Raw genomic sequence first — 25,559 nt, forward strand, 5'->3', positions numbered from 1 at the left:
GGCGTTCGAGGGTGGTCGGCGCGTCGGGGGCGATCAGGTCACTCCCCTGAGCCGCCCCGCGCCCTCGATGCACGCCGCGCCGACGATCCCGACGACCCCGGTGACGAGGAAGACGGGGAGGTACGTCCCGAGGGTTCCGTAGCCGAGGCTCGCGAGCGGCGAGGCGAGCAGCCCCGAGACGGCGAAGGCGACGGAGGCGAGCCCGTAGAGCGTGCCGAGGCGGTCGGCCCCGAACAGGTCCGCCACGAGCGGCGAGAGCAGCGCGCCGTTGCCGCCGTAGCCGAGGCCGAAGAGGACGGCGACCGCGAGCAGCGCGAGTGGCGCGCGGGCGAACGGCAGGGCGAGCAGGGCGACGCCCATCAGCGCGGAGCAGGTCACGAAGATGCGGATCCGACCGAGGCGGTCGGAGACGACGCCGATGCCGAGGCGCGCGCCGCTGGTCGTCAGGCCGACGAGGCTGATGGCGAGGACGCCCGCCCACTCCGCCCCGACGGTCGCGGCGAAGGGGACGACGTGGTTGACGAGGACGTACAGCGGCGCGTAGATGAGCGTCCACCCGAGGACGACGAGGAGGAAGGGGGGAGAGCGGACCGTCGCCCACGCGCGCTCGGCGGACGTCGCGGCCGCGCCGCCGTCGGAGGCGGGACGACCGTCGCCGGGGGAGCGATCCTCGGGAAACTCCCCCGAGGGGTCCGCGCCCACGTGGTGCGGCGCGTCGGCGAGCAGCGCGGCGGCGACGAGCAGGACGGCGGCGAGGGCCACCCCGAGGGTGCGAAACGTACCGCGCCAGCCGTAGCGGGCGATGAGTTCGGCGGACGCGGGCGCGATGACGAGCATGCCGACGCCGAGGCCGGCGCTCGCGAAGCCGGTCGCCGCGCCACGCCGCCGGTAGAACCAGTGGGGGACGACGGCGTACGCCACCAGGTAGAGACAGCCCATCCCGAGGCCGGTGACGAGGCCGTAAGTGAACACGAGCGCGGCGTACGAGTCGCTCGCGCCGGTGCCGTACAGGCCGCCGCCGAGGAGGACGGTGCCCGCGAGCAGCATCCGACGGGGACCGAACCGGTCGAGCGCCGCGCCGAGCAGCGCCGCGCCGACGTAGATGACGAACGTCTGGATCCCGAAGACGAGCGAGACGCGGGCGGGCGAGGCGTCGAACGCGGCGAGCAGCGAGTCGTAGAAGACGCTGAAGGAGTAGGTCATCCCGAACAGCACGCCCGTGACGACGAAGCAGCACGCGGCGACGACCCACCCGTAGTAGACGCGGGACGCGATGCGGGAACGCACGACTGACGACAGCACGGCGGCTCCCATAAATGCACGAGCCGGTCAAGGTTTATCGTCCCCTTCCCCCAGGTACGCTCATGCGCGTCGTTAGCATCGACAGAGAGGGCGGGCCCGACGTGTTGCGGGTCGCCGACGCCGACCGACCGACGCCGCGGGACGACGAGGTCCGCGTCGAGGTGCGGGCGGCGGGCGTCAACCCGGTGGACACGTACATGCGCGCGACCGACGAGTCCTATCGCGTCCCCTCCTTCCCCGCGGTGCTGGGGCTCGACTTCGCGGGCGTGGTGGACGCCGTGGGCGAGAGCGTCGAGGACTTCGCCGTCGGCGACCGCGTCTTCGGGACCGGCCTCGACGCGGGGCGCGCGGGCGGCTACGCCGAGTACACCGTCGCGCCGACCGATCGGGTCGCGCGCCTGCCGGACGGCGTCCCGTTCGACGCGGCGGGCGGACTCGGCGTCGCGGCGGTGACCGCGTGGCGCGCGCTGATCGACCACGCCGGCCTCGAACCCGGCGAGACGTGTCTGATCCACGGCGGAAGCGGCGGCGTCGGGCACGCGGCGGTTCAGATCGCCGCCGCGACCGGCGCGCACGTCGTCACGACGGCCTCGGAGCGCTACCACGACGACCTGCGCGCGCTCGGCGCGGACGCCGTGCTCGACTACCGACGGGACGACCTCGCGGCGGCGGTCGTCGAGGCGACCGACGGCGGGCCGGACGCGATCCTCGATCACATGCTCCACGAGTACATGCAGTTCGACGCCGACGTGGTCGCGCGGTACGGCCGCGTCGTCTTCCTCAGAAACAGGCACCTCGAAGCCGGGTTCACCGACGTCCCCTCCGTCGGCGGGAAGGAACTGACGTTCACCGTGATGAGCATGTTCAACGCGCCGTCCCTCCGCGAACCGCTCGAACGCCTGGCGCGACTCCTCGCGGCGGGCGACCTCACGATCCGCGTCGCGCGCACCTACCCCCTCTCGGAGGCGGCGGTCGCCCACCGCGCGGTCGAGGAGGAGAGCTTCCTCGGGAAGGTCGTGCTCACGCCCTAGGCCTCGCGGTCCCAGTGGTCGGGCGTCTCCTCCCGCTCCCGGGTGCGTAGCTTCTGCTTCTGGATCTTCCCGGTCGGCGTGTAGGGGAAGTCGTCGACGAACTCGACGTAGCGCGGTACCTTGTAGGGGGCGATGCGCCCCTCGCACTGCCGGACGACGTCCTCGGGAGCGAGCGAGCGACCCGCCTTCACCTTCACCATCGCCTTGACGACCTCGTCGTAGAACTCGTCGGGTGACGGGATCACGGCGACCTCCTCGACCGCATCGAGGGCCTTGATGACGCCCTCGACCTCGTAGGAGGAGATGTTCTCGCCGCCGCGCCGGACGATGTCCTTCTTGCGGTCGAGGAAGTAGACGAAGCCGTCCTCGTCTACCTTCCCGTAGTCGCCGGTGTGGAACCAGCCGTCCTCGACGGCCTCGGCCGTCTCCTCCGGCTGGTCGTGGTAGCCCGCCATCAGCGCCGGGCAGTCCATGAGTATCTCGCCTCGCTCGCCCCGGGGGACCTCCTCGCCGTCGTCGTCGACGATCCGAACGTCCTTCTCGGCGGGCGGGAGCCCGATGCTCCCGATGCGGCGCTTCTCGGGCGACGTCGGGTTGAGGACGAGCAGCGGGTCCTCCGTGAGCGAGTAGCCCTCGACGACGCGGACGCCGAAGCGCTCCTCGAACGGTTCGATCAGTTCGGGCGGCGTCCCGGCGGAGAAGACGAGTTCGACGGGGGTGTCGGCGTCGGTCTCGCGCTCGTCGACGTTGTCGAGCATCTTCAGCATGCTCCCCATGGCGTTGAACTCGGTGACGCCGTACTCGCGACACCAGTCCCACCACCTCGAGGAGGAGAACCGCTCCTCGATGACGACCTCGGCCCCGGCGGCGCACGCCCCGAGCGTCGAGTAGATCTGCGCGTTCGCGTGGAACAGCGGCAGCGCCGTGAACAGGACGTCGTCGTGCGTGAACCCCATCCGCTTCTGGAAGTCCACGGCGCTGATCGTCCAGTTCCGGTGCTCGCACTCGACCGCCTTCGGCGGGCCGGTCGTCCCGCTCGTGTACATGTGGAGGCCGACGGCGGTGTCGTCGTCGCCCGCGGGGGCGACCGACGCCGAGGCGCGGGCGGCCAGGTCGGGCAGGCAGTCGTAGCCGGCTACCGGTTCGGTCGTGAGGACGCGCTCCACGGCCGTTCCCTCGGCCGCCTCCTCCGCCGTCTCGAGGAGGTCGGGCGTCGTGACGAGCACCGTCGGCGACGAGAGCGTGAGCGAGTGGCGCAACTCCTCGCTCCGGTACTCGGGGTTCGCCGGCGCGGTCACGCTGTCGAGATAGGCGGTCGCGAACATCGCGAACAGGAACGGCGCGCAGTTCGGCAGGTAGAGGCCGACGCGGTCGCCGGGACCGACGCCGAGCGCGTCCAGGGCCGACGCGTACCGCTTCGACTCGGCCGCCGCCTCGGCGTAGGTGTACCGCTCCCCCGACACGTTCAGGAACGGCTTGTCGGGCGTCTTCCCGACCCGCCGTTCGAGTAGGTCCTCGATGCGCATCGGCGGACGGTACGGAGAGGCCGTATTTGTATCTTGATACCATCCACCACGAACCCGGCGGGAGGGCGGGGTCGAACGTGGCAGCCGGCGTGCACGTACGGGGACGCCATTCGCCCGGGCGTCGGGGGATCGCCGCTCGCGTTCGGGACGCCGGTCGTCTCGGACGGACTGTCGTGGCTGGTTACCGGTAGTCGCCGCCGCGGAGGCGGCGACAGCCGGAACCGACTCGCGACAGTCCGTATCAGTCCCCCCTGAGTTCCCGGCGGCGGATCTTCCCGCTCGCCGTCTTCGGTAGCTCGTCCACGACCTCGAACACCCGCGGATGGGCGTGTCGCGCCAGTCGATCCCTGACGAACGCGCGGAGTTCGTCGGCGTCGATCCTCGCCCCCGCCCGCGGGACGAGGACGGCCTTGACGACCTCGCCGCGCCGCTCGTCGGGGACGCCGACGACGGCGGCCTCCGCGACGTCCGGGTGCTCCACGAGCGTGCTCTCCACCTCGAACGGGCCGATGCGGTAGCCCGAGGAGATGATGACGTCGTCCGCCCGCCCGACGAACCAGAGGTAGCCGTCCGCGTCGCGGTACGCGGCGTCCCCGGTCGCGAACCACTCCGCCCCCTCGGCGGTGATCCAGGGGTTCGCGTCGTCGCGTCCCCAGTAGCCGTCGAAGTACGTCCCCGGTCCGCGCCGGACGACCAGTTCGCCGACCTCCTCGTCGTCGGCCTCCGTCCCGTCGGTGAACACGCGCACGTCGAAGCCCGGGAGCGGCAGGCCCATGCTCCCCGGCTTGACCGGCATCTCCCAGGCGTGGTGGTTGCCGGCGACCATCCCGCACTCGGTCACGCCGTAGTGGTCGTGGACCGTCACGCCGAGCGCCTCGTCGAACCAGCGGATCGCCTCGGGGTTGAGCGGCTCGCCCGCGCTCGCTCCCTTCCGCAACGCGAGGTCGAACGACTCGTATCGGTCGCCCGCGGCCATCAGCCCCCGGTAGGCGGTGGGGCTGGTCGCGAGCGTCGTGACCTCGAACCGTTCGAGCACCGCGTACCACCGCTCGGGGTCGAACTCCCCCTCGTAGATGACGTTCGGGACGCCGGCGCTCACCGGCGCGACGCCGGCGGTGAGCAGGCCGTACATCCAGCCGGGGTCGGCCGCCCCCCAGATCACCTCGTCGCCGAGGTCGAGCGAGTACTCGAGGTACGGGACGAGGGCGGCCAGGACGCGGTGGGTGAGCCGGCAGCCCTTCGGCGGGCCGGTCGTCCCGCTCGTGTACTCGAGCGTACAGAGGTCGTCAGCGCCCGTCCGTGCGGTCTCGTGATCGGTCGGTTGATCGTCGACGATCGCCCGGAAGTCGACGTCGTCCCCGTCCACGTCCTCGCCGATGACGAGCACGCGCTCGACGCCGACCGACGGCTCGACGGCGGCGATGCGGTCGCGGTACTCCGGGGTCGTCACCACCGTTCGCACGCCCGCGTCGCCGACGCGCGTCTCGATGGCCCGCGGACCGAACGCGGTGAACAGCGGGACGTACACCGCTCCGAGCCGCCAGATGCCGAGGAACGTCGGGTAGAGTTCGGGAATACGGGGAACGAGCGTCGCGACGGGATCGCCGCGCTCGACGCCGAGGTCGGCGAGCGCGTTCGCCACCCGCGCGCTCCGCTCCTCGAGGTCCCGGTAGGTGAACGTCTCGACGCGTCCGTCCTCCCCCATCCAGTGGAGCGCCGGCCCGCGTCCGACGTGACGGGTGACGGTCTCGTGGGCGAGGTTGAGTTCGTCCGGCGCGTCCCAGTCGAACCCCGCCAACACGTCGTCCCAGTCGAACTCGGTCGAGGGGGCTCCACCTCCCGTCACGGCCGGTCCTCGCAGTCGGGCCCGATATCGGCGGCGGCAGAGACCCGCGTCGCCGGGTGCTCGGTCACGTCGTCGACCCGCTCGCCGCGCGCGTCCACGGTCCGGTCGTCGCGGAGGCTCCCTAGATCGTCGCTCCTGATTCGTGTTGCCATGGACCGTGATCGGTGACCGACGACTTAATTCGGTCGGGGAAGTCGGGTCCGTCCCTCCGGGAAGGCGCTCGCCCCCTCGCGGGCGTCCGGCCCGGCGAAGAGGTAGCCGAGTCCGCCGCGCACGGCGTCGTTCTCGCCGGGGAGGGTGAGCGAGGCGCTGGGCCACGCCGTCGTCGTCTCGACGGCGGCGGTCGATCCCGTGCGAGCGACGCGAGGCGGTTCGTCTTCCGGGCCGGCTACCCGCTCAGTTCACGTTGCGATCGCGGTCGGCCCAGTACTCCTCGCGCAGCGCCGTCTTCTGTACCTTTCCGTAGGGGCTGCGCGGGAGCTCGTCGACGACCTCGACCCGCTTCGGTCGCTTGAACGCCGCGAGTTCCTCCCCGCACCGCCGTTCGACGGCCTCGACGAGCGCCTCCGGGGAGAGATCGCCGTCGGGGCGCGGCTCGACGACGGCGGTGACCCGTTCGCCCCAGTAGTCGTCGGGGACGCCGATGACGGCAGCGTTGGAGACCGCCCCGTGACCGACGATCACCTCCTCGACCTCGCGGGGGTAGACGTTCATCCCGCCGGTGATGATCATGTCCTTCTTCCGATCGAGGACGAAGAGGTACCCGTCCTCGTCCAGTCGTCCGACGTCGCCGGTCCGGAGCCACCCGTCGTGGAACGCCTCGTCGTCGGCCTCCGGTCGGTTCCAGTACCCCGGCGTTACGTGAGGCCCCTCCACGAGGATCTCCCCGGGCGTCCCCGGCGGCACCTCGTCGTCGTTCTCGTCGACGATCCGCACCCGCGCGATGTCGACCTCCCGCCCGGCCGACCGGAGGAGTTCCTCGCGCTCGCCGAGGGACGCCTCGTGCGTCGCGGCGTCGAGCAGCGTGATGAGCATCGGACACTCCATCTGACCGTACGACTGGACGAACACGGGACCGAACGTCTCCACGCCCTCCGCGAGGCGGGCGGCGCTCATCGGCGACCCGGCGTAGTAGAGCGCCCGGAGCGAACTCGTGTCGCGTCCCCCGTCGTACTCGTCGAGGAGCTTGTACACCATCGTCGGCGCGAGGAAGACGTTCGTGACGCCGCGGCGTTCGACCGCGTCGAGGAACGACGCGGGATCGAACCCGTCGCGGACGACGTTCGTCCCGCCGGCGAGTACCGTCGGGAGGAGGACGAACCCGCTCCCATGCGTGAGCGGCGCCACGTGGAGCGTCACGTCGTCCGCGCCGAGCGACAGGGCGTCCTTGAGGCCGAGCGCGGTCGCCAACCACGTCCCGTGGGTGTGTCGGACGCCCTTGGGGCGGCCGGTCGTCCCGCTCGTGTACATGAGCGCACAGAGGTCCTCCCCGTCGACGTCGGCCACGGGCGCGGGCGACGCGTCGAGGAGCGCCCCGTACGGCTCCGCGCCGGCCGCGAACCCGTCGGTCGGTCCGTCGACGACGACGCACCGGTCGGGGCGGACCGACATCGCCGCGCAGTGGTCGGCGAACCCGCCGCCGACGATCAGTGCGGCGACGTCGGCGTCCTCGAACAGTTCGTCGTGTTCGCCCGGCGTGAGCATCGCGTTGAACGGGACCACCACCGCGCCGAGTCGGTAGAGCGCGAAGGTGATCTCGACGAACGCGGCGTGATTCCGCAGGAGGACCCCGACGCGGTCGCCGCGCCCGATCCCCCGCAGCGCGAGGCCGCCGGCGATCCGTTCGACGCGGTCGGCGAGCGCGGCGTACGTCAGACCGTCGGTCCCCCGACCGACCAGCGCGAGGGCGTCGGGGTGGTGGCGAGCGGCGCGGACCAGCGCGTGCCCGAGGTTCATGCCACACGTTCACACCCCACGTCGGCATAGTTCCACCGACGGACCACTTATCCCCCCGCCGGCGAAACCCCGGAGCGATGTCGGGTACAGCGCACTACTACGACGACCTCTCCGTCGGGGACACGTTCGAGACGCGGGGCCGCACGGTCACCGAGACGCACCTCGTGACCCACGCCGGTACCACGGGCGACATGAACGAACTGCAGATGAACGTCGAGTTCGCGAGCGAGACGGAGTTCGGCCAGCGTCCGGTCCACGCGCCGCTCACCTACTCGATGATGGAGGGGCTCATCACCAGCGACTTCCGCCACGAGGACTCGAACGTCTGCTACTACGGGCTCGATTCGATGCGGATCCCGGCACCGACGTTCGTCGGGGACACGATCCGGGTGTACCGCGAAGTCGTCGACAAGCGCGAGAAGGACCCCGGCGGGATCGTCACCTTCCGCGACGAGGTCCGCACGCGGGACGGCCGGACGGTACTGGTCTGCGAGACGCTCGAGTACATCCGCTCGCGTCACGGGTGAGGACAGTCGTCGTGCGGACGACGTGTTACGTCATCACCTTACGAGGGTGACATTATCTGCCAATATTTATAATCCCCTTCCTGCAAGGTATCGCCGTCACTATTCCGTGACGGAATATCATGCGAATTACAAAACCGGTACGTCGGTTGGGTGAATTAGCCGCGGATCTCTCGCTGAAATACGTGCCGAACCCGTACGTCCTCGTGATCATACTGACGGTAATCGCGTTCGCCGGCGCGCTCGGCGTCGGGGCGTCGCCGACGGAAGCGATGGACGCGTGGGCGGGCGGGGTGTGGACGCTCCTCGGCTTCATGGCGGCGTTCTCCGTGACGCTGATGATGGGAGACGCTATCGCGAAGTCGCCGACGGTCACCCGGTTCCTGGAACGGATCGCGGGGATACCGAACAGCGCGTTCACCGCGACGGCGTTCGTCTCGCTCGTCGCGATGTTCGCCGGGCTCATCTCGTGGGGGCTCGGGCTCATCGTCGGCGCGGTGATCGCAAAGCAGGTGGCGCTCCAGGGGAAGGAGCGGGGCCTGAAGCTCCACTACCCGCTACTGGCCGCCGCCGGGTACACCGCGTTGATGATCTGGCACTCCGGCCTCACCACCTCGAGCGGCCTCATCATGGCCGACCCGGCGCTCATCCCGGAGACGTTCCCCGAGTACGCCCGCGAGGGGATCCCCCTCTCCGAGACGATCGGGAGCACCGTCAACATCGTCACGGTGGCGCTCCTGCTCGTCGTCGTCCCGCTCGTAATGGGTGCGCTTCACCCGAAGGAGGCGGGGAAAATCGTCGAACTGCCGGACGAAATCGCACGGGAGATGCGCGGCGAGAGGGTCGCGAGCGACGGCGGCGAGGTCGCTGACCCGACCGAAGTCGGCGACGAAACCGACGTCGATCGCGGTCCGACGCTCGCCGACCGACTCAACCGGTCGAAGGTGCTCGGCCTCGTCATCGCGGCCTTCCCGGCGTACTTCGTCGTCGACGCGTGGTTCATCAGCGGGAGCGGTCTGGCCAGTATCACCCTCGACAGCATCAACGCCTTCTTCGTCTTCTCCGCGATAGTGCTGTGGGTGACCCCCCGACGCATCGTCGATCAGATGGAAGACTCCGTGGAGAACGTCGCCGGTATCATCTTCCAGTTCCCCTTCTACGCGGGTATCGCGGGGCTGCTGACGGGAACGGCGCTGACGGCGACCATCGCGGGCTTCTTCGCGAGCATCGCGACGCCGGTAACGTGGCCCGTGATCGGCCTCATCAGCGCCGGCATCGTCAACATCTTCGTCCCCTCCGGCGGCGGGCAGTGGGTCGCGCAGGGGCCGATCCTGCTCGAGACCACCCAGCAACTCGGCATGCCGCTGTACACGGCCGTCGTCATCGAGATGATGGGCGACCAGCTGACGAACATGATCCAGCCGTTCTGGGCGCTCCCGCTGCTCGCGCTGGCCGACCTCCGCGCCCGCGACGTCATCGGCTACTCGACGGTGGCGATGCTCGCCGGGTTCGTCGTGATGGCGATCACGATGACCGTCTTCCTCGGCCTGCCGCACGCCTGACCCCGACCGTCGCGCCACCCCTCCGCCGCGCTCCCGTTCTCTCCGTCCTACTATTCGAACTCGAACGCGTCCGCCGGCGCGACCGCGTTCCCCTCGGGTACCCGCCCCTCGGCGACCGCCACCGTCCCCGTCGCCTCCGCGTCGGGAAACAGCAGCGACGCGCCGACGAGGAGCGGCGCGACGAGCCCCGCGACGACGGTCCCCGGTTCCGCCAGCGGGGCGCGAACCGCCACGCGGTCGTCGCTCGCGAGGGCCAGGCGACCGGCGACGCGACGGGCGGCGGCGAGTACCTCGCGGTGGGAGTGCGTCGCCGACGCGGCGCGGACGAGCGCCGCGTCGGGCGACACCGCGTCCGGCGGTTTCGTCGGGTTCTCGCTCCAGATGTCCCGCTCGAAGAAGGCGACGCTTGGGTCCTCAGGGGGACCGCCGTAGACGACGCGCTTCGTCGACGGCCCGGGGTCGTGCTCCTCGGCGCGCGCGAGTGGCGTGACGAGCGCGCGGTCCTCCACGTTCCGCGGCGGATCGAAGCGGACCGCCGCGCCGAGCAGGCCCGCCCCGAGGAAGGCGAGGACGGCCTCCGGCGTCGGATCGTCCCCGACGGCGACGGTCGTCCCCTCGCGGACCCCGAGGAGGCGCAGGAAGTTACCCGTCTTCCACGCGTTCGTACAGAGGCGGTGGTAGTCGTACTCCCGGCCGAGCGCCGGCGCGAGGAGGGCCGGCGCGTCGCTCCGACGCTCGCGGGCGAGGAGGTCGCCGAGGACCCGCGGGTGATCGTCCATGCACCGCCTTCGCCGACGGCTGCCAAAGGTGACACGAGTCAGTGCCGACGCCGGGCGTGGTCGCGACCGTCGCGAGAGGGACAACACGACGTCGACGGGGCGAAGCCGTCCCACTGCTGGGCGCGGGAGTTCGAACCGTGGTCCCGCGTTACTCGGACACGACCGGTCGACGGTCTCCACCGATCAGACCGCGTTCGTGACAGCCGCCGGAGGCGTATCGTCGCGGACGATACCGGCACTCGCTGGCGGGAGGCGCGGCCTACGATTCACGGCAACGGGCGACGTTCTGTGAACCAGCTAGAGACGGTAACGACCGAGGAAGAACCGCTCGCGTCGCGGTCACTGATCGAACACGAATCCGCCGTAACGGTCGTCGGTATCGGAGTCGGAGACGGAACTGTACCTCCCGCTCGGATCGTAGTAGTACACGATGTCGCCGTCGATTACCGCGTAGAGTTCCCGTTCCGCATCGAAGATCACACGCCGATGGGTATCGATGGCGAGATCCACCACGTCCTCTAGCGACTGGAGCGAGACGAACCGCTCGCCGACCGCGGAGTCGAGCTCCCCCGACGAGATCCACTCGGCGTATCTGTCCCGCTGTAACTCCCGTTCGAGTGCGACGGGGTCGTCGAGACGGGTGAAGAGGACGCCCGTCGCCCCGCCGAGGACGAGCGCGACCCCACCGAGAACCCCCGGAAGCTGATATCCGAGACGGTTACGCTGTGGCACGACGACGGTTCGAGTCACCGGTGTGCTGTCGGCCTGTTCGATCGACGCCCGGTCGATGGAGTACCACCGTTCGGTGAGCTGAACGGGGACGGTTTCGCTCTCGGTCCCGGAGTACCGGGCCGTTTCGTATCCCACCTCCATCCGTAGCAGTACCTCCACCGAACCGGCGGTCCCGACGTCGTTCGTCACCGCACGAACGTTTCCGTACACTCGACGCATGTCTACCGTCGCGTTCGTCGTCGCCGTACCGTTCGTCGGCCGCACCTCGTCGCTGGCGAGCACCCGCGTCTCCTCCCAGAAGACCTGCCCGTCACGCACACCCCGGACGACCAGCGCGAGCGACTGATTCACGCGCGTGGCTCCGGGGTCGGACGGCGAAACGGCGGTCCTGACGGACACTGTCGCCGTCGGCGTCGCGGACACGAAGTAGACAGGCTGATCGCGGACCGTGGTGCCCTCCGGGTAGAGCGTGTTGTTTTCGGTGACGACGGCGCTCGTGTGCAGATCCGACCGCACGGACACCTGCTCGGTCGCGTCGGTCACCTCGGTCGTCGGGGGGTTCGTGTACAGCCACGCGGCGCTCCCGAGCGAGACGGCCCCGAGCACGCAGAGCCCGACGACGAGCGCCGGTCCGTGTCTCGCGACGAGCACCGCAACGCGACGGACGCCCTGGCGAGTCATCACGCGTCCACCGGCGCGCTCCGGTCTTGCGCCGTAACGGTGAGTCCCCGGGCGGACCCGTTCACGTGGAAGTACACGGTTTCCGTGGTGAGCGTGCTGTCGTCCGGGATCTCGATCTTCACGGTCTTCGTTTCCGTCTCACCGAGCGTGAAGACGGACTCGTTCCCGGTGTTATTACCGTCGACGACGAGGTCGCCGAGATGTTGTGAGTCGTCGCGGAGCGTCACGGTGACCGTGACGCTCTGTCCGAAGTAGTTTGTCACGTTTACGAGTGGGTCCGTCGAGTTGATGTGAACCGCCGGGGCGACGTCGAGCGAGTGGATGGCGTCCGGGTCGGACACGACGTCGGCGTCGGTCGACCGGGAGGCGTCGGCGCTATCGAACGCCGCCGTCGGGAGGCCACCGGTTCCGACCGCCACGACGAACGCCACGCCGAACAGCACGGATAACCCGGGGCGGCGTCGGGGGCCACGCCGAGGTGTACCGCGGGCGCGCATCGTCACCGCCCCCAGCGCCGACGGAGCCATCTCGCCCGCGGCAGTCGGATCGGTGATCGACCATCGATACAGAGCGCGTACGCGCCGTACAGCGGAGCGAGCGTGAGAACGCTCGACACGGCCGCTGCCAGCACGGCGTGAACGCGTTGGAGCGCCGCGAGCGTCTCCCCCGGCAAGACGGCGGGGTACTTGTACACGGTGACGTGCGCTCTGTGCGGACCGCGCTCCGCTACGCCCGGAACCACCACGTCCAGCTCGACGGCGGACACGTTCCATCTCTGCGCCGTGATCGTCATCCCCTCGGTCGTGACGATCCGACGGGTGAGCGGCGTCTTCGCCACCCCAACGGTCAGGTGGTCCGTCTGCGACTCGCCGACAGTCACGACGCGCGGCGACGCCGACTGTCCGGTGATCGCCACGTAGGTCAGCGTGTGCGTGCTCCCCCCCAGCACGACGAGTCCCACGAGGACGAGACAGCTGGCCGCGAACAGCGGACGTATCACGTCCTCGTTACGGAGGAGCGAGCGGGTCGGACGGCGTGGCTCGCCACTCTGGTGAACGAACCAGGCGGCCACGAGCACCCCGACGAGCGACAGCGCGACCGGTCGATGCGTTCGAATCGCCCCGACGGCGTATCCGAACCCGGGGAGCGTCACGGGCCGTCCGTTCACGGTGAGGACGGTTCCGACGACGGCGTCCCGACGGACGTACGGGTGTCCGGCGGCCTGGTCGGTCGTCGGATTGTTATCCCCCTTCGTGACGAAGCCGTCGGCGGTGCGTCCCACGACCCGGTGGGTGACGTACTCGTCGCGCACCGACGATCGAAACACGGCGATGTCACCCGGACGGACCTCGCCCGCCGCGAGTACGAGGTAGCCATCCCCCCGTTCGATCGTGGGTTCCATGCTCTCCGAATAGACGTACGAGACGTGCACGGGAGCGGTCGCTGGCAACAGCACGAGCGCGGCGAGGACGCCGATCGCGACGACACCAGCGAGCGTACGCATAAACCGAGCGTTATGGATTACGGGCGAACCGTTCCGTTCACGCCGAGATCTCTAGCGTGCCCGAGAGGTTCGCCGTGCTGTCCAGTCCGACGGTGTCGACCACGACGACGACGTAGACCGTCTGCCCGGATCCGAGCGCCGAGACCGTGTACGTACTCTCTTCGCTGGCGGTACCCAGGAGCGAACCGGTGCTGTTGTACACCTGATACTGGATGTTCGCGCCGGTGTCAGTGTCGTTCGTCACGCCCGTGTAGCTGAACGTGAAGTCGTGGCTCTCCGAGTCGAGGTTCGTGACGTTGAACGCGTAGGTCGCGTTCCCGTTGTTCGGGTCACCGATCTCGAAGTGCGCGTCGGTGTTCACACCGCTCGCGGCCGCCCCGTTGGTGAAGTCGATCGTGAGCGCGCCGTTGCCGTCCTGATAGACCAGCCCGCTCGATCCGGCCTGCAGGGCGATGAGACCCACGTCGTCGGTGACGACGTCGGCGGAGACCGAGCGGGAGACGCTCCCGGTCGTGAACGCCATTGCACCGATCGTCGCCGAGACGACGAGCATCGCGACCGCCACTGTTCCGATTATTGTCTTTGAAGACATTCACGTTTTCATGATTGTGCTACTACTTGTAAACTTCGGGCAGTACCAGTTAGTGAGAATGCGTCCAGTGGGGCGAGGTGAGCCGGACGGGCAGCCGGATCGGGGTTCAGAAGCTGTTCCGGATCCGCTCGAAGAAGCCCTCCTTCACGTCGATCTCCTCGCCGCCGGCCTCGGCGAAGGCCTCGAGCGCCTCGCGCTGCTCCCGGCTGAGCTGCTCCGGCGTGACGACCTGCACCCTGACGAAGAGGTCGCCGTGGCCGCGGCGCTGGAGGCGGGGCATTCCCTTACCCCGGAGGCGGAACGTCTCGCCGCTCTGGGTGCCCTCGGGCACGTCCATCGACACCGACCCGTCGAGCGTCTCGAACGTCACCTCGTCGCCGAAGACCGCCTGCGGGAAGGAGATAGGCAGGCGGTAGAGCAGGTCGTCACCGTCGCGCTCGAACTCGGGGTGCGGTTCGATCGTGATCTCGATGAGTAGGTCGCCGTTCGGGCCGCCCCGTTCGCCCGGCGCGCCCTCGCCGTCCATGCGGAGCGTCTGCCCGTCGCGGATGCCCGCCGGCACCTCGACGGAGAGCGTCGCCTCGCGAAGGACGCGCCCGTCGCCGTCGCACGTCGAACACGTCTCGGCGAAGAGCGTCCCCTCGCCGCCGCACTGCCGGCACGTCTGGGACTGCTGGACGCGCCCGAAGGGCGTCTGCTGGACGCGCGTCTGCTGGCCGCGCCCGTCGCAGGCGGGGCAGGGCTGCGCGTCCGCGTCCGGCGGGTGCCCCCGGCCGTCGCAGTCGGGACAGCGCTCGGGCCGGGTGACCGTCATCTCCCGGCTCAGCCCGTGGTAGGCGTCCTCGAGGTCGATCGTGAGGCTCGTCTGGAGGTCCTGCCCCTGCCGCGGGCCGTCGCGCCGCCCGCCGCCACCGCCGAAGAACTGCTCGAAGATGTCGTCGAAGGGACTCCCGGCACCGCCGCCCATGCCGCCGAAGGGATCGCCCCCGCCGCCCCCCGCGCCGTCGAAGCCGCCGCGCTTCTCCGCCTGCTCGAAGCGGTCGTGGCCCATCCGATCGTAGGCCGCGCGCTTCTGCTCGTCCATGAGCACCTCCTTCGCCTTCTTCACGCGCTTGAACTTCTCCTCGGCGTCCGGCTCGTCGCTCACGTCCGGGTGGTACTCGGCCGCCTTGCGCCGATAGGCCCGCTTGATCTCGTCCTCGTCGGCGTCGCGCGAGACGCCGAGCACCTCATAGAAGTCCTCGCTCATTCGTTGGAACGTCGTATGACGTTGTTACACTTCAAAAGAACGGAAGCGACTCACGTCAAGGTCGTTACAAAAAACGGGTTCAGGGAACGGTTTTCCCTACGGACGGCCCACGTGAACGCATGGCAACCGAATCCGAGTCGGGGGGTGACCCCGAGTACGTGGCGGTCGCGGACCTCGCCGATCTGGAGCGGGACGGGGTCGCCGTCGTCGGTGCGGACGGGCGGGCGGTCGCGCTGTTCCACCACGAGGGCGAGGTGTACGCGGTCGACAACCGCTGTCCGCACATGGGCTTTCCCCTCGCCCGCGGCACCGTCGAGGACGGCATCCTCACCTGCCACTGGCACCACGCGCGCTTCGAACTGGAGGAGGGCGACACGTTCGACATCTGGGCGGACGACGTGCAGACGTTCCCCGTCGAGGTGCGCGACGGACGCGTCCTCATCGACCCGAACCCCGAACCGGACGTGCCGCCCGCCGTCCACTGGCGCAACCGTCTCGCCGACGGCCTCCGCGAGAACCTCCGGCTGGTGATGGCGAAGGCCGTCGTCGGCCTCGACGAGGAGGGCCGCCGGGCGCTGACCGATCCGGAGCGGGCGGGCGGCGAGGGGGGCGAGCCGCTCGCGGACGGCTTCCGCACGCCGGTCGAGACGGCCGTCAACTTCGGCACCCGCTACCGAGAGATGGGGTGGGGTCGCGGCCTGACCACCCTCGGCTGCATGGCGAACCTCCACGCCGACGTCGGCGGGCGCGACAAGCGCCGCGCGATGTTCCTCGGCGTGCGCGAGGTGGCCGCCGAGGCCGCGGGCGAACCGCCGCGCTTCGGCCAGTACGCCTTCGACAACCGGGACCTCCCGAAGGAGCGGCTGAAGGAGTGGTTCCGCGACTGCGTGGAGGTCCGGGACGCCGACGGCGCGGAGCGCGTCCTCCTGACCGCGCTCGCCAACCTCGAGGAGGAGGCCGTCGCGGACGTGCTGTTCACCGCCGCGACGGACCACCTCTACATGAACGCGGGGCACACGCTCGACTTCGTCAACAAGGCGTTCGAGACGCTCGATCACGTCGGGTTCGACGACCACGCCGACGCCGTCCTCGCCTCCACGGTGCGACAGCTGACCGGCGCGACGCGCTCCGAGGAGCTGTCCTCGTGGCGGCAGCCAGTCGACATCGCGTCGCTGTGCTTCGACGCGCACGACCTGCTGCCCGACCTCGTCGCGGCGGGGGAGGGGAGGGCGTGGGAGCGCCCGGACGGGTTCGTCGAGACGCTCCTCTCGGACGATCCCGAGGCGATCGTCGACGCCCTGGCCGACGCGATCCGCGAGGGCGCGACGACGACGCAGCTCGCGGACGCCGTGGCGCGCGCGGCGACCCGACGCGTGGCGTACTTCGCGACGAACAACGAGTTCTCCGACTGGAACACCGTCCACCACACGTTCACCTACGCCAACGCGGTCCACCGGGCGACACTTCGGACCGACGCGGTCGAACTCTACCGCGGCTGCTTCGACGCCGCGATGAGCGTCTACCTCGACCGGTTCCTCAACACCCCGCGCGCGCCCCTCCCGACGCCGGGGGAGTCCGACCGCGATCCGGGCGAGGTCCGCGAGGAGCTGCTGTCCTGCTTCGACGAGCAGGGGAAGGTCAACCGCGCCGCGGCGCTCGTGTGCGAGTACTTCGACGTCTGCGAGTCCGCGGACTCGCGGGCCCGTCGGACTGCGTCCGACGACGGTGGCGGCGATACGGACGACCTCAAGCGGACGCTCGGCCGCGGCCTGCTGCGCGAGGACGCCGGGTTCCACACGCTCCAGAACGTCGAGGCCGCGTTCCGCCGGTTCGAGGCGGTCGAGGAGGACGAGGAGCGCCGCCTCGCGCTGATGGCCACCGCCCGCTACATGGCGGCGCACTTCCCGACCCGGCGGGAGGCCGAACAGACGTTCTCCATCGCGACGCGGCTACACCGCGGCGAGCGGCTCCACGAGGTGGAGTGAGGACGGGACCGCTCGCGAGCCGTTTCGGGACTGTTCCAGTTGTTTTATTCCAGACGTGGTTGTACGACGGGCATGGCAGAGACCACCGACGACTACGAGAACCTGCGCGTCGAGCGCGACGGTGCCGCGGGGCGGATCGTGATGGACAGCACGAGCGACTTCAACTCGCTCAACCCGACGATGGTCGAGGAACTCGTCCACGCCGCCACCGAGCTGAGCGAGGACGACGCGGTCCGGTGTCTGGTCCTCACCGGGACGGACGGCGTCTTCTGCGCGGGCGCGGACCTCGCGGGACTCGAGGGCGACGAGCGGGACGCCCCCGAACTGCGCCGCCTCGCCTCGGCGCTCCACGACGCGATCCTCCAGCTCCACCAGGCCGAGACGCCCCTGGTCGTCGGCGTCAACGGCGTCGCGGCCGGGGCGGGCTTCAGCCTCGCGCTCGCGGGCGACGCGGTCGTGATGAGCGACGAGGCGCGCCTGGAGTACGCCTACGGTCGCATCGGGCTCACGGGCGACGGTGGCTCCACGTTCTGGCTGCCGCGGCTCGTCGGCCTCCGCCGCGCGAAGGAGATCGCCCTCCTCGACGAGCCGATCGACCCCGACTACGCCGTCGGCCTGGGGCTGGTCACCGAGAGCGTCCCCGCCGCGGAGTTCGACGAGCGCGTCGCCGACTACGCGGAGCGCCTCGCGAGCGGGCCGACGGCGGCCCTCGGCGCGACCAAGCGCCTCCTGACCGAGAGCTTCGAGCGCGGGCTGGCGGGACAGCTGGCCGCCGAGACGGACGCCATCGCCGGCGCGGCCCGAACGGAGGACTACGAGCGCGGCTACGCGGCGTTCTTCGGGAAGGAGGAACCGGAGTTCGTGGGGCGGTAGGAGCGCATCGGGGCGGGATCGGCGGGCTTCGTTCAGTGAACGAGGGCGACGTTTTCGTAGGTTTGAAGTCCCCGTCTCCCGAGCAACGGCGGCAGTCGCACAGAGCTTCTTCTAGGTAGTGATCAACTGAAAGCTCTCGTTCACCAGCCTCGTTGGTCAAGGAGGCCGAGTAAATCCGATCACGAATACGCGTCGTTGAACTCGCGTTCCCGGCGCATTAACTCCTCGACGCCGTGCTCTAAGATGGCCCGTCCCATCGCGGTCGGCCGGTAGTACGTGTAGAAGCCCTGGCTGTCGGCGGTGCGTCGCTGGCGCTTGTCGACGAGCCCGACGTCGACCAGTTCGTCGAGGTGGTAGTGAAAGTTGTGGGGTTCGACGTCGACCGCCGACTTGAGTTCGGCGGCGCTTAGTTCGTCGTTGACGATGAGGGTGCGCAGGATGCGAAATCGCGTCGGGTGGCCGATCGCCTGCTGCATGGCGAGGTACTCCTCGAGCGTCAGCCCGCTCTCCTCGGGGAGCGGCGGCTCCGGCTGACGAACCTCGTCTGTGGGGCGGCGGTCGGTTTCGGCCATTGGAATGCCTCGGTTCGAGTGTTATAGCGCCACGTACTTAGTCGTTCTCTAGTAGAGGATTACTGAAAACACGAGTATTTATAAGCTAGTGTGCCGGATCACCGAGACGAATGCGGGACCTGATCGTCGACAATCTCCCTCAGGCGGTCGATGACTCGGACGCCCTCCCCCCGGTCCGGCGCGAGCGGTTTCTCGTCTACGTGATGGGCCCGTACCGCACGTTCGACGTCGACGCACTGCTGCCAGCGGACGCCGGCGTTGAGACTGACGCGCCGTCGTTCGCGACGTGGAACGAGGCCAGCGGCGAGTACGCAGAGGACGAGGTGCTACGCCTCCTCCAGGAGACGCGTGACTGTCTCCGCGACCGTGGCTTCAACGCCTTCCTCGCGATCGACGTCGGAATCTCACTCGACGAGATGGACGCCGCGACAAAGAGTATCGCCTTCGCGCGAGCGAGCAATGTGACCATTTTCATCGCGCCACGAGTCGGCGACAATCTCGGCGTCGGTATCGAGGTCGGGAGCGTCCTCGAGGACCTGCTGTCGAGCGACGGCATGCAGGGGCCAGCGGCCGAGGCCACGCCACCTCAGCGCACGCGGCGGATGATGGTCGCGACCGAGCCGTCGGTGCGGAGTGCGATGCTCGGATCAGTCCACGCGCGCTGGGACGCCAGCGTCCGGACGTTCACGGATGCCGCCGACTGCTGTCGGCTCTGCGCACAGTTCTGCACTCACATTCAGAACGAGGAGCGCTACGGATCGCTCGACCGCCTCGACTGAAGCGCGCCGAGGAGAAGCCGCCAGTGTGTAGCGAACGTGAATCGAAGTCGCACGCACACGGGAGTCACCGTGAGGGGTCCGGGATGGTTGCGGAGCTACAGCAAGACGCCGATTTCATAGAGGAAGTCGTCGTACGCGCAGACTACTCAGTGGCGGTGCCCGATAGCCGACAGTACACGTCCGAACGCGGACGACGGCACGGTCTCGAAACCCCGTCCGTGCTCGACCGCCCGGTCCATCAGTCGCGGGGTGGGAAACAGAGGGCGAAAACGAGATACGACGGTCGACGCGCCGTTACTGCTCCTCGTCGTCGTCCACGTCCTCGAAGTCGGCGTCGACGTACTCCGACTCCTGGCTCGCGCCGGGGCCGGCACCGGCGGCACCGGGACCCGCGCCCGCCGCGCCCGGTCCGGCACCGCCGGCCTGCGCGGCCTGCTGCTGGTACATCTGCTTGCCGATCTCCTGGAGCTCCTTCGAGAGCGCCTCGGTGTCCTCGCGGAGGTCCTCGGTGCTCGCGTCCTCGTCCTCGAGCGTCCCCTCGAGGTCCTCGATGGCGGCCTCGATGTCGGACTGGAGGTCGTCGGAGACGTTCTCCTCGTTCTCCTCCAGGAGGGTGCGAGCGCGCTGGACGGCGCTCTCGGCGTCGTTGCGCGCCTCGATGCGCTCGCGGCGCTCCCTGTCCTCCTCGGCGTGCTCCTCGGCCTCGCGCTGCATGCGCTCGATCTCCTCGTCGGAGAGGCCCGCGCCGCCCTCGATGGTGATGGACTCGGCGTTGCCCGACCCCTTGTCCTCGGCCTCGACGTTCACGATGCCGTTCTCGTCGATGTTGAACGTCACCTCGATCTGGGGCGTGCCCGCGGGCGCGGGCGGGATGCCGGCGAGCTGGAACTCGCCCAGCAGTTCGTTCTGATTGGCCATCTCGCGCTCGCCCTGGAAGACGCGCACCTGGACGTTGGTCTGGTTGTCGGCCGCCGTGGTGAAGATCTTCGACTCCTCGGTCGGGATGGTCGTGTTCTTCTCGATGAGCCGCTCGAACAGCCCGCCCTTGACCTCGATGCCGAGCGAGAGCGGCGTCACGTCGAGCAGAACGATGTCGTCCACCTCGCCGCCGAGGACGCCGCCCTGAATGGCCGCGCCGAGCGCGACGACCTCGTCCGGGTTGACGTTCTTCTTCGGCTCCTGCCCGGTCAGCTCCTCGACCTGCTCCTGGACCATCGGCATGCGGGTCGACCCGCCCACGAGGATCACCTCGTCGATGTCGGACTTCGAGTAGCCCGCGTCGGAGAGCGCCTGCTCGGTGGGGGAGACGGTGCGCTCGACGAGGTCGCGGGTGAGCGACTCGAACTTCGCGCGGGTGAGCTTCGTCTCCAGGTTGAGCGGGCCGGAGTCGGTCGCCGCGATGAACGGGAGGTTGATCGAGGTCTCCTTGCGCGAGGAGAGCTCGATCTTCGCCTCCTCGGCGGCGTCCTTGAGCCGCTGGAGCGCCTGGCGGTCCTCGCGGAGGTCGATCCCGTGTTCCGCCTCGAACTCCTCGGCCAGCCAGTCGATGATCGCCTGGTCCCAGTCGTCGCCGCCGAGGTCGTTGTCCCCGTTGGTGGCGACGACCTCGTAGACGCCGCCCCCGAGGTCGAGGATGGAGACGTCGAAGGTGCCCCCGCCGAGGTCGTAGACGAGGACGGTCTGGTCCGCGTCGTCGTCGAGGCCGTAGGCCATCGAGGCGGCGGTCGGCTCGTTGACGATGCGCTCTACCTCGAAGCCCGCGATCTCGCCCGCGTCCTTCGTCGCCTGGCGCTGCTTGTCGTTGAAGTACGCGGGGACGGTGATGACGGCCTTCTCGATCTCGTCGCCCAGGTACTCCTCGGCGTCGCGCTTGATCTTCTGGAGGATCATCGCCGAGATCTGCTCGGGCGTGTACGAGGAGCCGTCGACCTCCACGGTGTAGTCCTCATCGCCCATGTGGCGCTTGATGGAGGCGATGGTCCGCTCGGGGTTCTGGATCGCCTGGTTCTTCGCGGGGCGACCGACGAGCCGCTCGTCGTCCGTGAACGCGACGACGGAAGGGGTGGTGCGATCCCCCTCCGCGTTCACGATGATCTCGGGGTCGCCGCCCTCCATCACCGCGAACGCGCTGTTGGTGGTACCGAGGTCGATACCGAGAATCTTGTTACTCGCCATGTTACCTCCACCTACTGTCGTCCGCCCGTTAAACCTTGCTGAATCCCGTCCGAAACCACACGACCCAATCCCACCGCAGTCGTGCGTTTTTCGCGAACCGCCGTGAGAGACAACCGCGAATTATAAACAGAAGTGCTATTCGTCGCCTCCGTCGGACACCGTGACCTGCGCCGGCTTGAGTACCTTCTCCGCCATCTCGTAGCCCGGCTGGTAGAGGTCGTCGACGGTTCCCTCCGGCCGGTCGCTCTCGACGCGCATCAGCACCTCGTGGCGCTGGGGGTCGACGCTCTCGCCCGGTTCGGGCGCGATCTCGGTCACGTTCTCCGCCTCGAGAACGTCGTCGAACAGTCGCAACGTGGACTCGACGCCCTCGCGGATGTCGCCCTCCTGCTCCAGGCCCCGACGGAGGTTGTCCCGCACGTCCACGAGGCGGACGATGAGGTCCTCCGTGGCGCGCCGTCGCTCCTGCTCGCGGCGGCGCTCCTGGCGCTTCTTGTAGTTACTGAAGTCGGCCTGCGCGCGCTTGAGCTTCGATTCGAGCTCCTCGACCCGCTCGTCGCGCTCGTCGAGTTCCGCCTCCAGTTCGTCGGTCCGAGAGCGCAGCGCGTCGATCTCCCGGGCGAGCTGTTCGGGCGGGGTCGATTCGACCCGCTCGACGAGGTCCGCTGCCGGCCCCTCCGCCGTCGGCCCGTCGGGGGACTCGGCGTCGACCTCCCCCGCGGACTCGTCGGTCCCGTTCGCTTCGTCGCCGTCGGTCTCGCCGGCCTCGCTGGCCTCGTCGGCCGACTCCTCGACCCGCTCTCGCTCCCGTTCCTGCGGAGACTGCTCGTCGTCGCTCATTGCCGAAAGGGTGGGCCGGCGGGCGAGTAAACCCACCGGATTCGCGCCGAGGACGGAGCCGTCCCGTAATCGACAAGAGCGTTGAACGCCGTTCTCCCCCCGTGTTCACCCTCGCGTTCGAGGACGGGACCATCCGCGTCGACGGCCCCGAGGACGTCCCCCTGCCGGGCGTCGAGGCCGACCCGCGGACGAAGACCCGTCGCGCGCCGGCCCACCGCTACGCCGCCCTGCGAGCGGCGCTCGAGGCACGCGGCCTCCCCTTCGACGACCGCGTGCTCGACGCGCCCGCGCTCGACGTCGCCTCGAGCTACGAGCTCCGCGAGTACCAGCGGGCGGCGCTCGACGCCTGGCGCGACAACCGCGATCGGGGGGTGCTGGAGCTACCGACCGGGAGCGGCAAGACCGTCGTCGCGATCAAGGCGATCGAGGCGCTCTCCACCGCGACGCTCGTCGTCGTCCCCACGATCGACCTCCTCGAACAGTGGCGGCGGGAACTCGCGGCGGAGTTCGACCGCCCGATCGGGCAGATGGGCGGCGGCGAGCAGCGGGTCGAGGCGCTGACCGTCTCGACGTACGACTCGGCGTACCTCCGCGCCGACGGGATCGGCGACCGCTTCGGCCTCGTCGTCTTCGACGAGGTCCACCACCTCGGCGGCGAGGGCTACCGCGACATCGCCCGCCTGCTCGCCGCGCCCGCCCGACTCGGCCTCACCGCGACCTTCGAGCGCCCCGACGACGCCCACGAGGTCGTCGCGGACCTCGTCGGCCCGCGGGTCTACCGACTCGATCCGGAGGATCTCGCGGGCGAGCACCTCGCCCGATACGACATCAAGCGCGTGAGCGTCGAACTCACGCCAGAGGAGCGCGAGCGGTACGAGGCGGCCCAGGGGACGTTCGTGGACTACCTCGCCCGCTCGGGCATCCAGATGCGCTCGGGGAGCGACTACCAGGAGCTCGTGAAGCGCTCCGGGAGCGATCCGCGCGCCCGCGAGGCGCTGCTGGCGAAGCAGCGCGCCCGCGACATCTCGATGCACGCGGACGCGAAGGTCGAGGCGCTCGCCGAGATCTTAGAGTACCACCGCGAGGACCGCGTCATCGTCTTCACCGCCTCGACGGACCTCGTCTACCGCCTCTCCGAGCGCTTCCTGATCCCCTCCATCACCCACCAGACCGGGACGGCAGAGCGCCGCGACGTGTTGGAACGGTTCCGCGAGGGGAGCTATCGGCGGGTCGTCACGGCGAACGTCCTCGACGAGGGCGTGGACGTGCCGGACGCGAACGTGGCGGTCGTCCTCTCCGGCAGCGGCAGCGAGCGTGAGTTCACCCAGCGTCTCGGGCGCGTGCTCCGCCCGAAGAACGCGAAGGACGGCGGCGGCCCCGGAGCCGCCGCCACGGAGGCCGGCGAGGCGACCCCGGCCCGCGTCGGGCGGGCGCTGCTGTACGAGGTCGTCACCGAGGAGACCGCGGAGGAGAACGTGGCCCGGAGGCGGCGCTGATGCTCACGAAGGACCTCCTCCGCGTCTCGCGCCGGGGCGGCGGCTACCGACCGCTGTTCGCCGACGCGGACGACGAACCGCTCGCTCGACGCGTCCTCGGCGTCTATCGGGAGCACGTCGGCGAGCCGCGGGCGACGCTGGAGGCGGCGCTCACCGACCTGGAGCGCGAGGGCGAGGCGTTCAAGCTGATCCGCGGCTTCGCGAAGCTGCTGGACCGCGAGGCGACGTTCGAGACGCGGGCGGCCGTCGATCCCGAGCGCGTCCGCGACGCCGTCTTCCGACGGGCCGAGGAGCGGGGCGTCGTCACGTCCGACGAGCGCACGGCCGTCCTCCGCGAGGTAGCGGACCGGTTCGGCGTCGCGGCCGACGAGATCGAGGCCGCGCTCTACGCCGACCTGGACGACCGCCAGGTGCTCGCGACGTTCGAGCCGCGGTGGTCGGCGGCGGGCCTGGTCGAGCAGTACAACCTCTCGCTGGCGCAGACGGCGCTGTTCGACGCGACGGAGGTCCGCGTCCGGAGCGCGGACCCGAAGGCGCTCGTCTCGGCGGTCAAGCGCCTGCGGCTGATGTACGAGATCAGGAAGGTGCCGGACGAGCGCGCGCGGCTCGACGGACACTCGGGGCCGCCCGTCCGCGAGGTGATCGTCACCGGTCCCGACGCGCTCTTTCGGCGGTCGCGCCGCTACGGGACCCGCTTCGCGCGACTCCTCCGGACCGTGGCGAAGGCCCCGGAGTGGTACCTCGAGGCGGAGATCGACGACCGCGGCACCGAGCGGCTGCTCGAACTCGACGCCGGCGACGTGACGGTGCCGAACGTCGAGCCGCTCGCGGAACCCGCCTTCGACAGCGGCGTCGAGGCCGACTTCGCGGCGCGCTTCCGGTCACTCGACCTGGACTGGGACCTGGTTCGGGAGCCGGAGCCGCTGGAGTCGGGCGCGTACGTCGTCATCCCCGACTTCGCGTTCGACTGGCGACACGCCTCGTTCCGCGTGTTCTTCGAGATAATGGGCTTCTGGACGCCGGAGTACGTCGAGAAGAAGCTCTCGAGGCTGGCGGATCTCGAGGACGTGGAGCTGCTCGTCGCGGTGGACGAGTCGCTCGGCGTCGGCGAGGAGATAGAGGCGCTCGACCACCGCGTCGTCCCCTACTCGGGGAGCGTCCGCGTGAAGGACGTCCGCGACGCGCTGCGGCGCTACGAGGAGACGCTCGTGGCGGACGCGGTGGCGGATCTCCCCGACGACCTCGTCCCCGACGCCGACGCGGTGACGCTCGCCGAACTCGCCGCAGAGTACGGCGTCAGCGAGAGCGCCGTCGAGGAGAAGTCGTTCCCGGCCCACGAGCGCGTGGGGCGGACGCTCGTGCGGCCGGCGGTGCTCGACGACCTGCGCGGGCGGATCGAGCCGGAGATGTCGCTGTCCGAGGCCGAGGCGGTTCTCGGAGAGGCGGGGATCGACGACGCGAGCGCGGCGCTCTCGGCGCTGGGGTACCGCGTGGAGTGGAACGGGCTGTCCGGGGGGACCGTCCGCGAGAAGGACGCGCAATGAGGGCGAACAGG

At 69.7% G+C, this 25,559-nt stretch carries 22 protein-coding genes; 8 read left to right on the forward strand and 14 right to left on the reverse strand.

Translation table 11 applies throughout. The features are described from left to right. Nucleotides 1-33: 33 nt before the first annotated feature. Entirely contained in the window at nt 34-1,287 is a 1,254-nt protein-coding gene (locus P1K31_RS08690) for an MFS transporter (RefSeq protein ID WP_276302937.1), read from the reverse strand. Between the two features lie 77 nt (nt 1,288-1,364). Between P1K31_RS08690 and P1K31_RS08695 the strand changes: the two genes are divergently transcribed. Then, nucleotides 1,365-2,333, forward strand: coding sequence for an NADPH:quinone reductase (locus P1K31_RS08695; protein WP_276302938.1), 969 nt, complete (start codon nt 1,365-1,367; stop codon nt 2,331-2,333). Here the strand turns inward: P1K31_RS08695 and P1K31_RS08700 are convergent. The 4 genes from P1K31_RS08700 to P1K31_RS08715 form a co-directional block, all read right to left on the reverse strand. Beyond that, nucleotides 2,330-3,859 (reverse strand): class I adenylate-forming enzyme family protein, encoded by a 1,530-nt coding sequence (locus P1K31_RS08700; protein WP_276302939.1) that lies wholly within the window; start codon nt 3,857-3,859, stop codon nt 2,330-2,332. The genes P1K31_RS08695 and P1K31_RS08700 overlap by 4 nt on opposite strands. A gap of 241 nt (nt 3,860-4,100) precedes the next feature. Further along, on the reverse strand, nt 4,101-5,705 hold the full coding sequence (locus P1K31_RS08705) for an acetate--CoA ligase (RefSeq protein ID WP_276302940.1): 1,605 nt from the start codon (nt 5,703-5,705) through the stop codon (nt 4,101-4,103). Further along, nucleotides 5,702-5,857, reverse strand: a complete 156-nt coding sequence (locus tag P1K31_RS08710) for a hypothetical protein (protein WP_276302941.1) — start codon at nt 5,855-5,857, stop codon at nt 5,702-5,704. Before P1K31_RS08710 ends, P1K31_RS08705 begins: the two co-directional genes overlap by 4 nt. A gap of 244 nt (nt 5,858-6,101) precedes the next feature. Beyond that, on the reverse strand, nt 6,102-7,661 hold the full coding sequence (locus P1K31_RS08715; RefSeq protein ID WP_276302942.1) for an acyl-CoA synthetase: 1,560 nt from the start codon (nt 7,659-7,661) through the stop codon (nt 6,102-6,104). 77 nt (nt 7,662-7,738) lie between these two features. Between P1K31_RS08715 and P1K31_RS08720 the strand changes: the two genes are divergently transcribed. Together P1K31_RS08720 and P1K31_RS08725 are read left to right on the forward strand one after the other, a co-directional pair. Further along, nucleotides 7,739-8,188: a MaoC/PaaZ C-terminal domain-containing protein gene (locus P1K31_RS08720; protein WP_276302943.1), complete on the forward strand. Its 450-nt coding sequence runs from the start codon at nt 7,739-7,741 to the stop codon at nt 8,186-8,188. 119 nt (nt 8,189-8,307) lie between these two features. Continuing rightward, a complete protein-coding gene (locus P1K31_RS08725) occupies nt 8,308-9,747 on the forward strand; it encodes a TIGR00366 family protein (RefSeq protein ID WP_276302944.1) in 1,440 nt (479 codons plus the stop codon). Nucleotides 9,748-9,797: 50 nt separating this feature from the next. Here P1K31_RS08725 and P1K31_RS08730 read toward each other — a convergent pair whose 3' ends face one another. The 6 genes from P1K31_RS08730 to dnaJ all read right to left on the reverse strand — a co-directional run bounded on the left by P1K31_RS08730 (nt 9,798) and on the right by dnaJ (nt 15,284). Beyond that, nucleotides 9,798-10,526, reverse strand: coding sequence for an acyl-CoA synthetase family protein (locus P1K31_RS08730; protein WP_276302945.1), 729 nt, complete (start codon nt 10,524-10,526; stop codon nt 9,798-9,800). Nucleotides 10,527-10,865: 339 nt separating this feature from the next. Then, on the reverse strand, nt 10,866-11,939 hold the full coding sequence (locus P1K31_RS08735; protein WP_276302946.1) for a DUF5305 family protein: 1,074 nt from the start codon (nt 11,937-11,939) through the stop codon (nt 10,866-10,868). After that, entirely contained in the window at nt 11,939-12,466 is a 528-nt protein-coding gene (locus tag P1K31_RS08740) for a hypothetical protein (protein WP_276302947.1), read from the reverse strand. The genes P1K31_RS08735 and P1K31_RS08740 overlap by 1 nt, the downstream gene beginning before the upstream one ends. Then, the gene (locus tag P1K31_RS08745; RefSeq protein ID WP_276302948.1) at nt 12,439-13,443 is read right to left on the reverse strand and encodes a signal peptidase I; all 1,005 of its coding nucleotides are present in this window, start codon (nt 13,441-13,443) and stop codon (nt 12,439-12,441) included. The genes P1K31_RS08740 and P1K31_RS08745 overlap by 28 nt, the downstream gene beginning before the upstream one ends. A gap of 37 nt (nt 13,444-13,480) precedes the next feature. After that, nucleotides 13,481-14,008: a hypothetical protein gene (locus P1K31_RS08750; protein WP_276302949.1), complete on the reverse strand. Its 528-nt coding sequence runs from the start codon at nt 14,006-14,008 to the stop codon at nt 13,481-13,483. Nucleotides 14,009-14,141: 133 nt separating this feature from the next. After that, nucleotides 14,142-15,284 (reverse strand): molecular chaperone DnaJ, encoded by a 1,143-nt coding sequence (dnaJ, locus tag P1K31_RS08755; protein WP_276302950.1) that lies wholly within the window; start codon nt 15,282-15,284, stop codon nt 14,142-14,144. Between the two features lie 119 nt (nt 15,285-15,403). On the opposite strand from dnaJ, the gene P1K31_RS08760 reads away from it, so the two are divergent. Next, nucleotides 15,404-17,269, forward strand: coding sequence for a Rieske (2Fe-2S) protein (locus P1K31_RS08760; protein WP_276302951.1), 1,866 nt, complete (start codon nt 15,404-15,406; stop codon nt 17,267-17,269). 72 nt (nt 17,270-17,341) lie between these two features. Further along, the gene (locus P1K31_RS08765; RefSeq protein ID WP_276302952.1) at nt 17,342-18,142 is read left to right on the forward strand and encodes an enoyl-CoA hydratase/isomerase family protein; all 801 of its coding nucleotides are present in this window, start codon (nt 17,342-17,344) and stop codon (nt 18,140-18,142) included. Between the two features lie 179 nt (nt 18,143-18,321). Here the strand turns inward: P1K31_RS08765 and P1K31_RS08770 are convergent, their stop codons facing one another. Further along, nucleotides 18,322-18,714, reverse strand: a complete 393-nt coding sequence (locus P1K31_RS08770; protein WP_276302953.1) for a winged helix-turn-helix domain-containing protein — start codon at nt 18,712-18,714, stop codon at nt 18,322-18,324. A 110-nt stretch (nt 18,715-18,824) separates the two neighbouring features. Here P1K31_RS08770 and P1K31_RS08775 point away from each other — a divergent pair, with 110 nt between their 5' ends. Beyond that, nucleotides 18,825-19,493: a DUF7509 family protein gene (locus P1K31_RS08775; RefSeq protein ID WP_276302954.1), complete on the forward strand. Its 669-nt coding sequence runs from the start codon at nt 18,825-18,827 to the stop codon at nt 19,491-19,493. Between the two features lie 294 nt (nt 19,494-19,787). Here P1K31_RS08775 and dnaK read toward each other — a convergent pair whose 3' ends face one another. After that, entirely contained in the window at nt 19,788-21,668 is a 1,881-nt protein-coding gene (dnaK, locus tag P1K31_RS08780) for a molecular chaperone DnaK (RefSeq protein ID WP_276302955.1), read from the reverse strand. 135 nt (nt 21,669-21,803) lie between these two features. Then, complete coding sequence (locus P1K31_RS08785) at nt 21,804-22,508, reverse strand: nucleotide exchange factor GrpE (RefSeq protein WP_276302956.1); 705 nt, start codon at nt 22,506-22,508, stop codon at nt 21,804-21,806. Between the two features lie 101 nt (nt 22,509-22,609). On the opposite strand from P1K31_RS08785, the gene P1K31_RS08790 reads away from it, so the two are divergent. Beyond that, on the forward strand, nt 22,610-24,004 hold the full coding sequence (locus tag P1K31_RS08790; protein ID WP_276302957.1) for a DEAD/DEAH box helicase family protein: 1,395 nt from the start codon (nt 22,610-22,612) through the stop codon (nt 24,002-24,004). Next, entirely contained in the window at nt 24,004-25,548 is a 1,545-nt protein-coding gene (locus tag P1K31_RS08795) for a DUF790 family protein (RefSeq protein WP_276302958.1), read from the forward strand. Before P1K31_RS08790 ends, P1K31_RS08795 begins: the two co-directional genes overlap by 1 nt. Nucleotides 25,549-25,559: the final 11 nt, after the last annotated feature.

Origin of the sequence: Halomarina halobia (assembly GCF_029338575.1) — an archaeon.
GTDB lineage: Archaea > Halobacteriota > Halobacteria > Halobacteriales > Haloarculaceae > Halomarina > Halomarina halobia.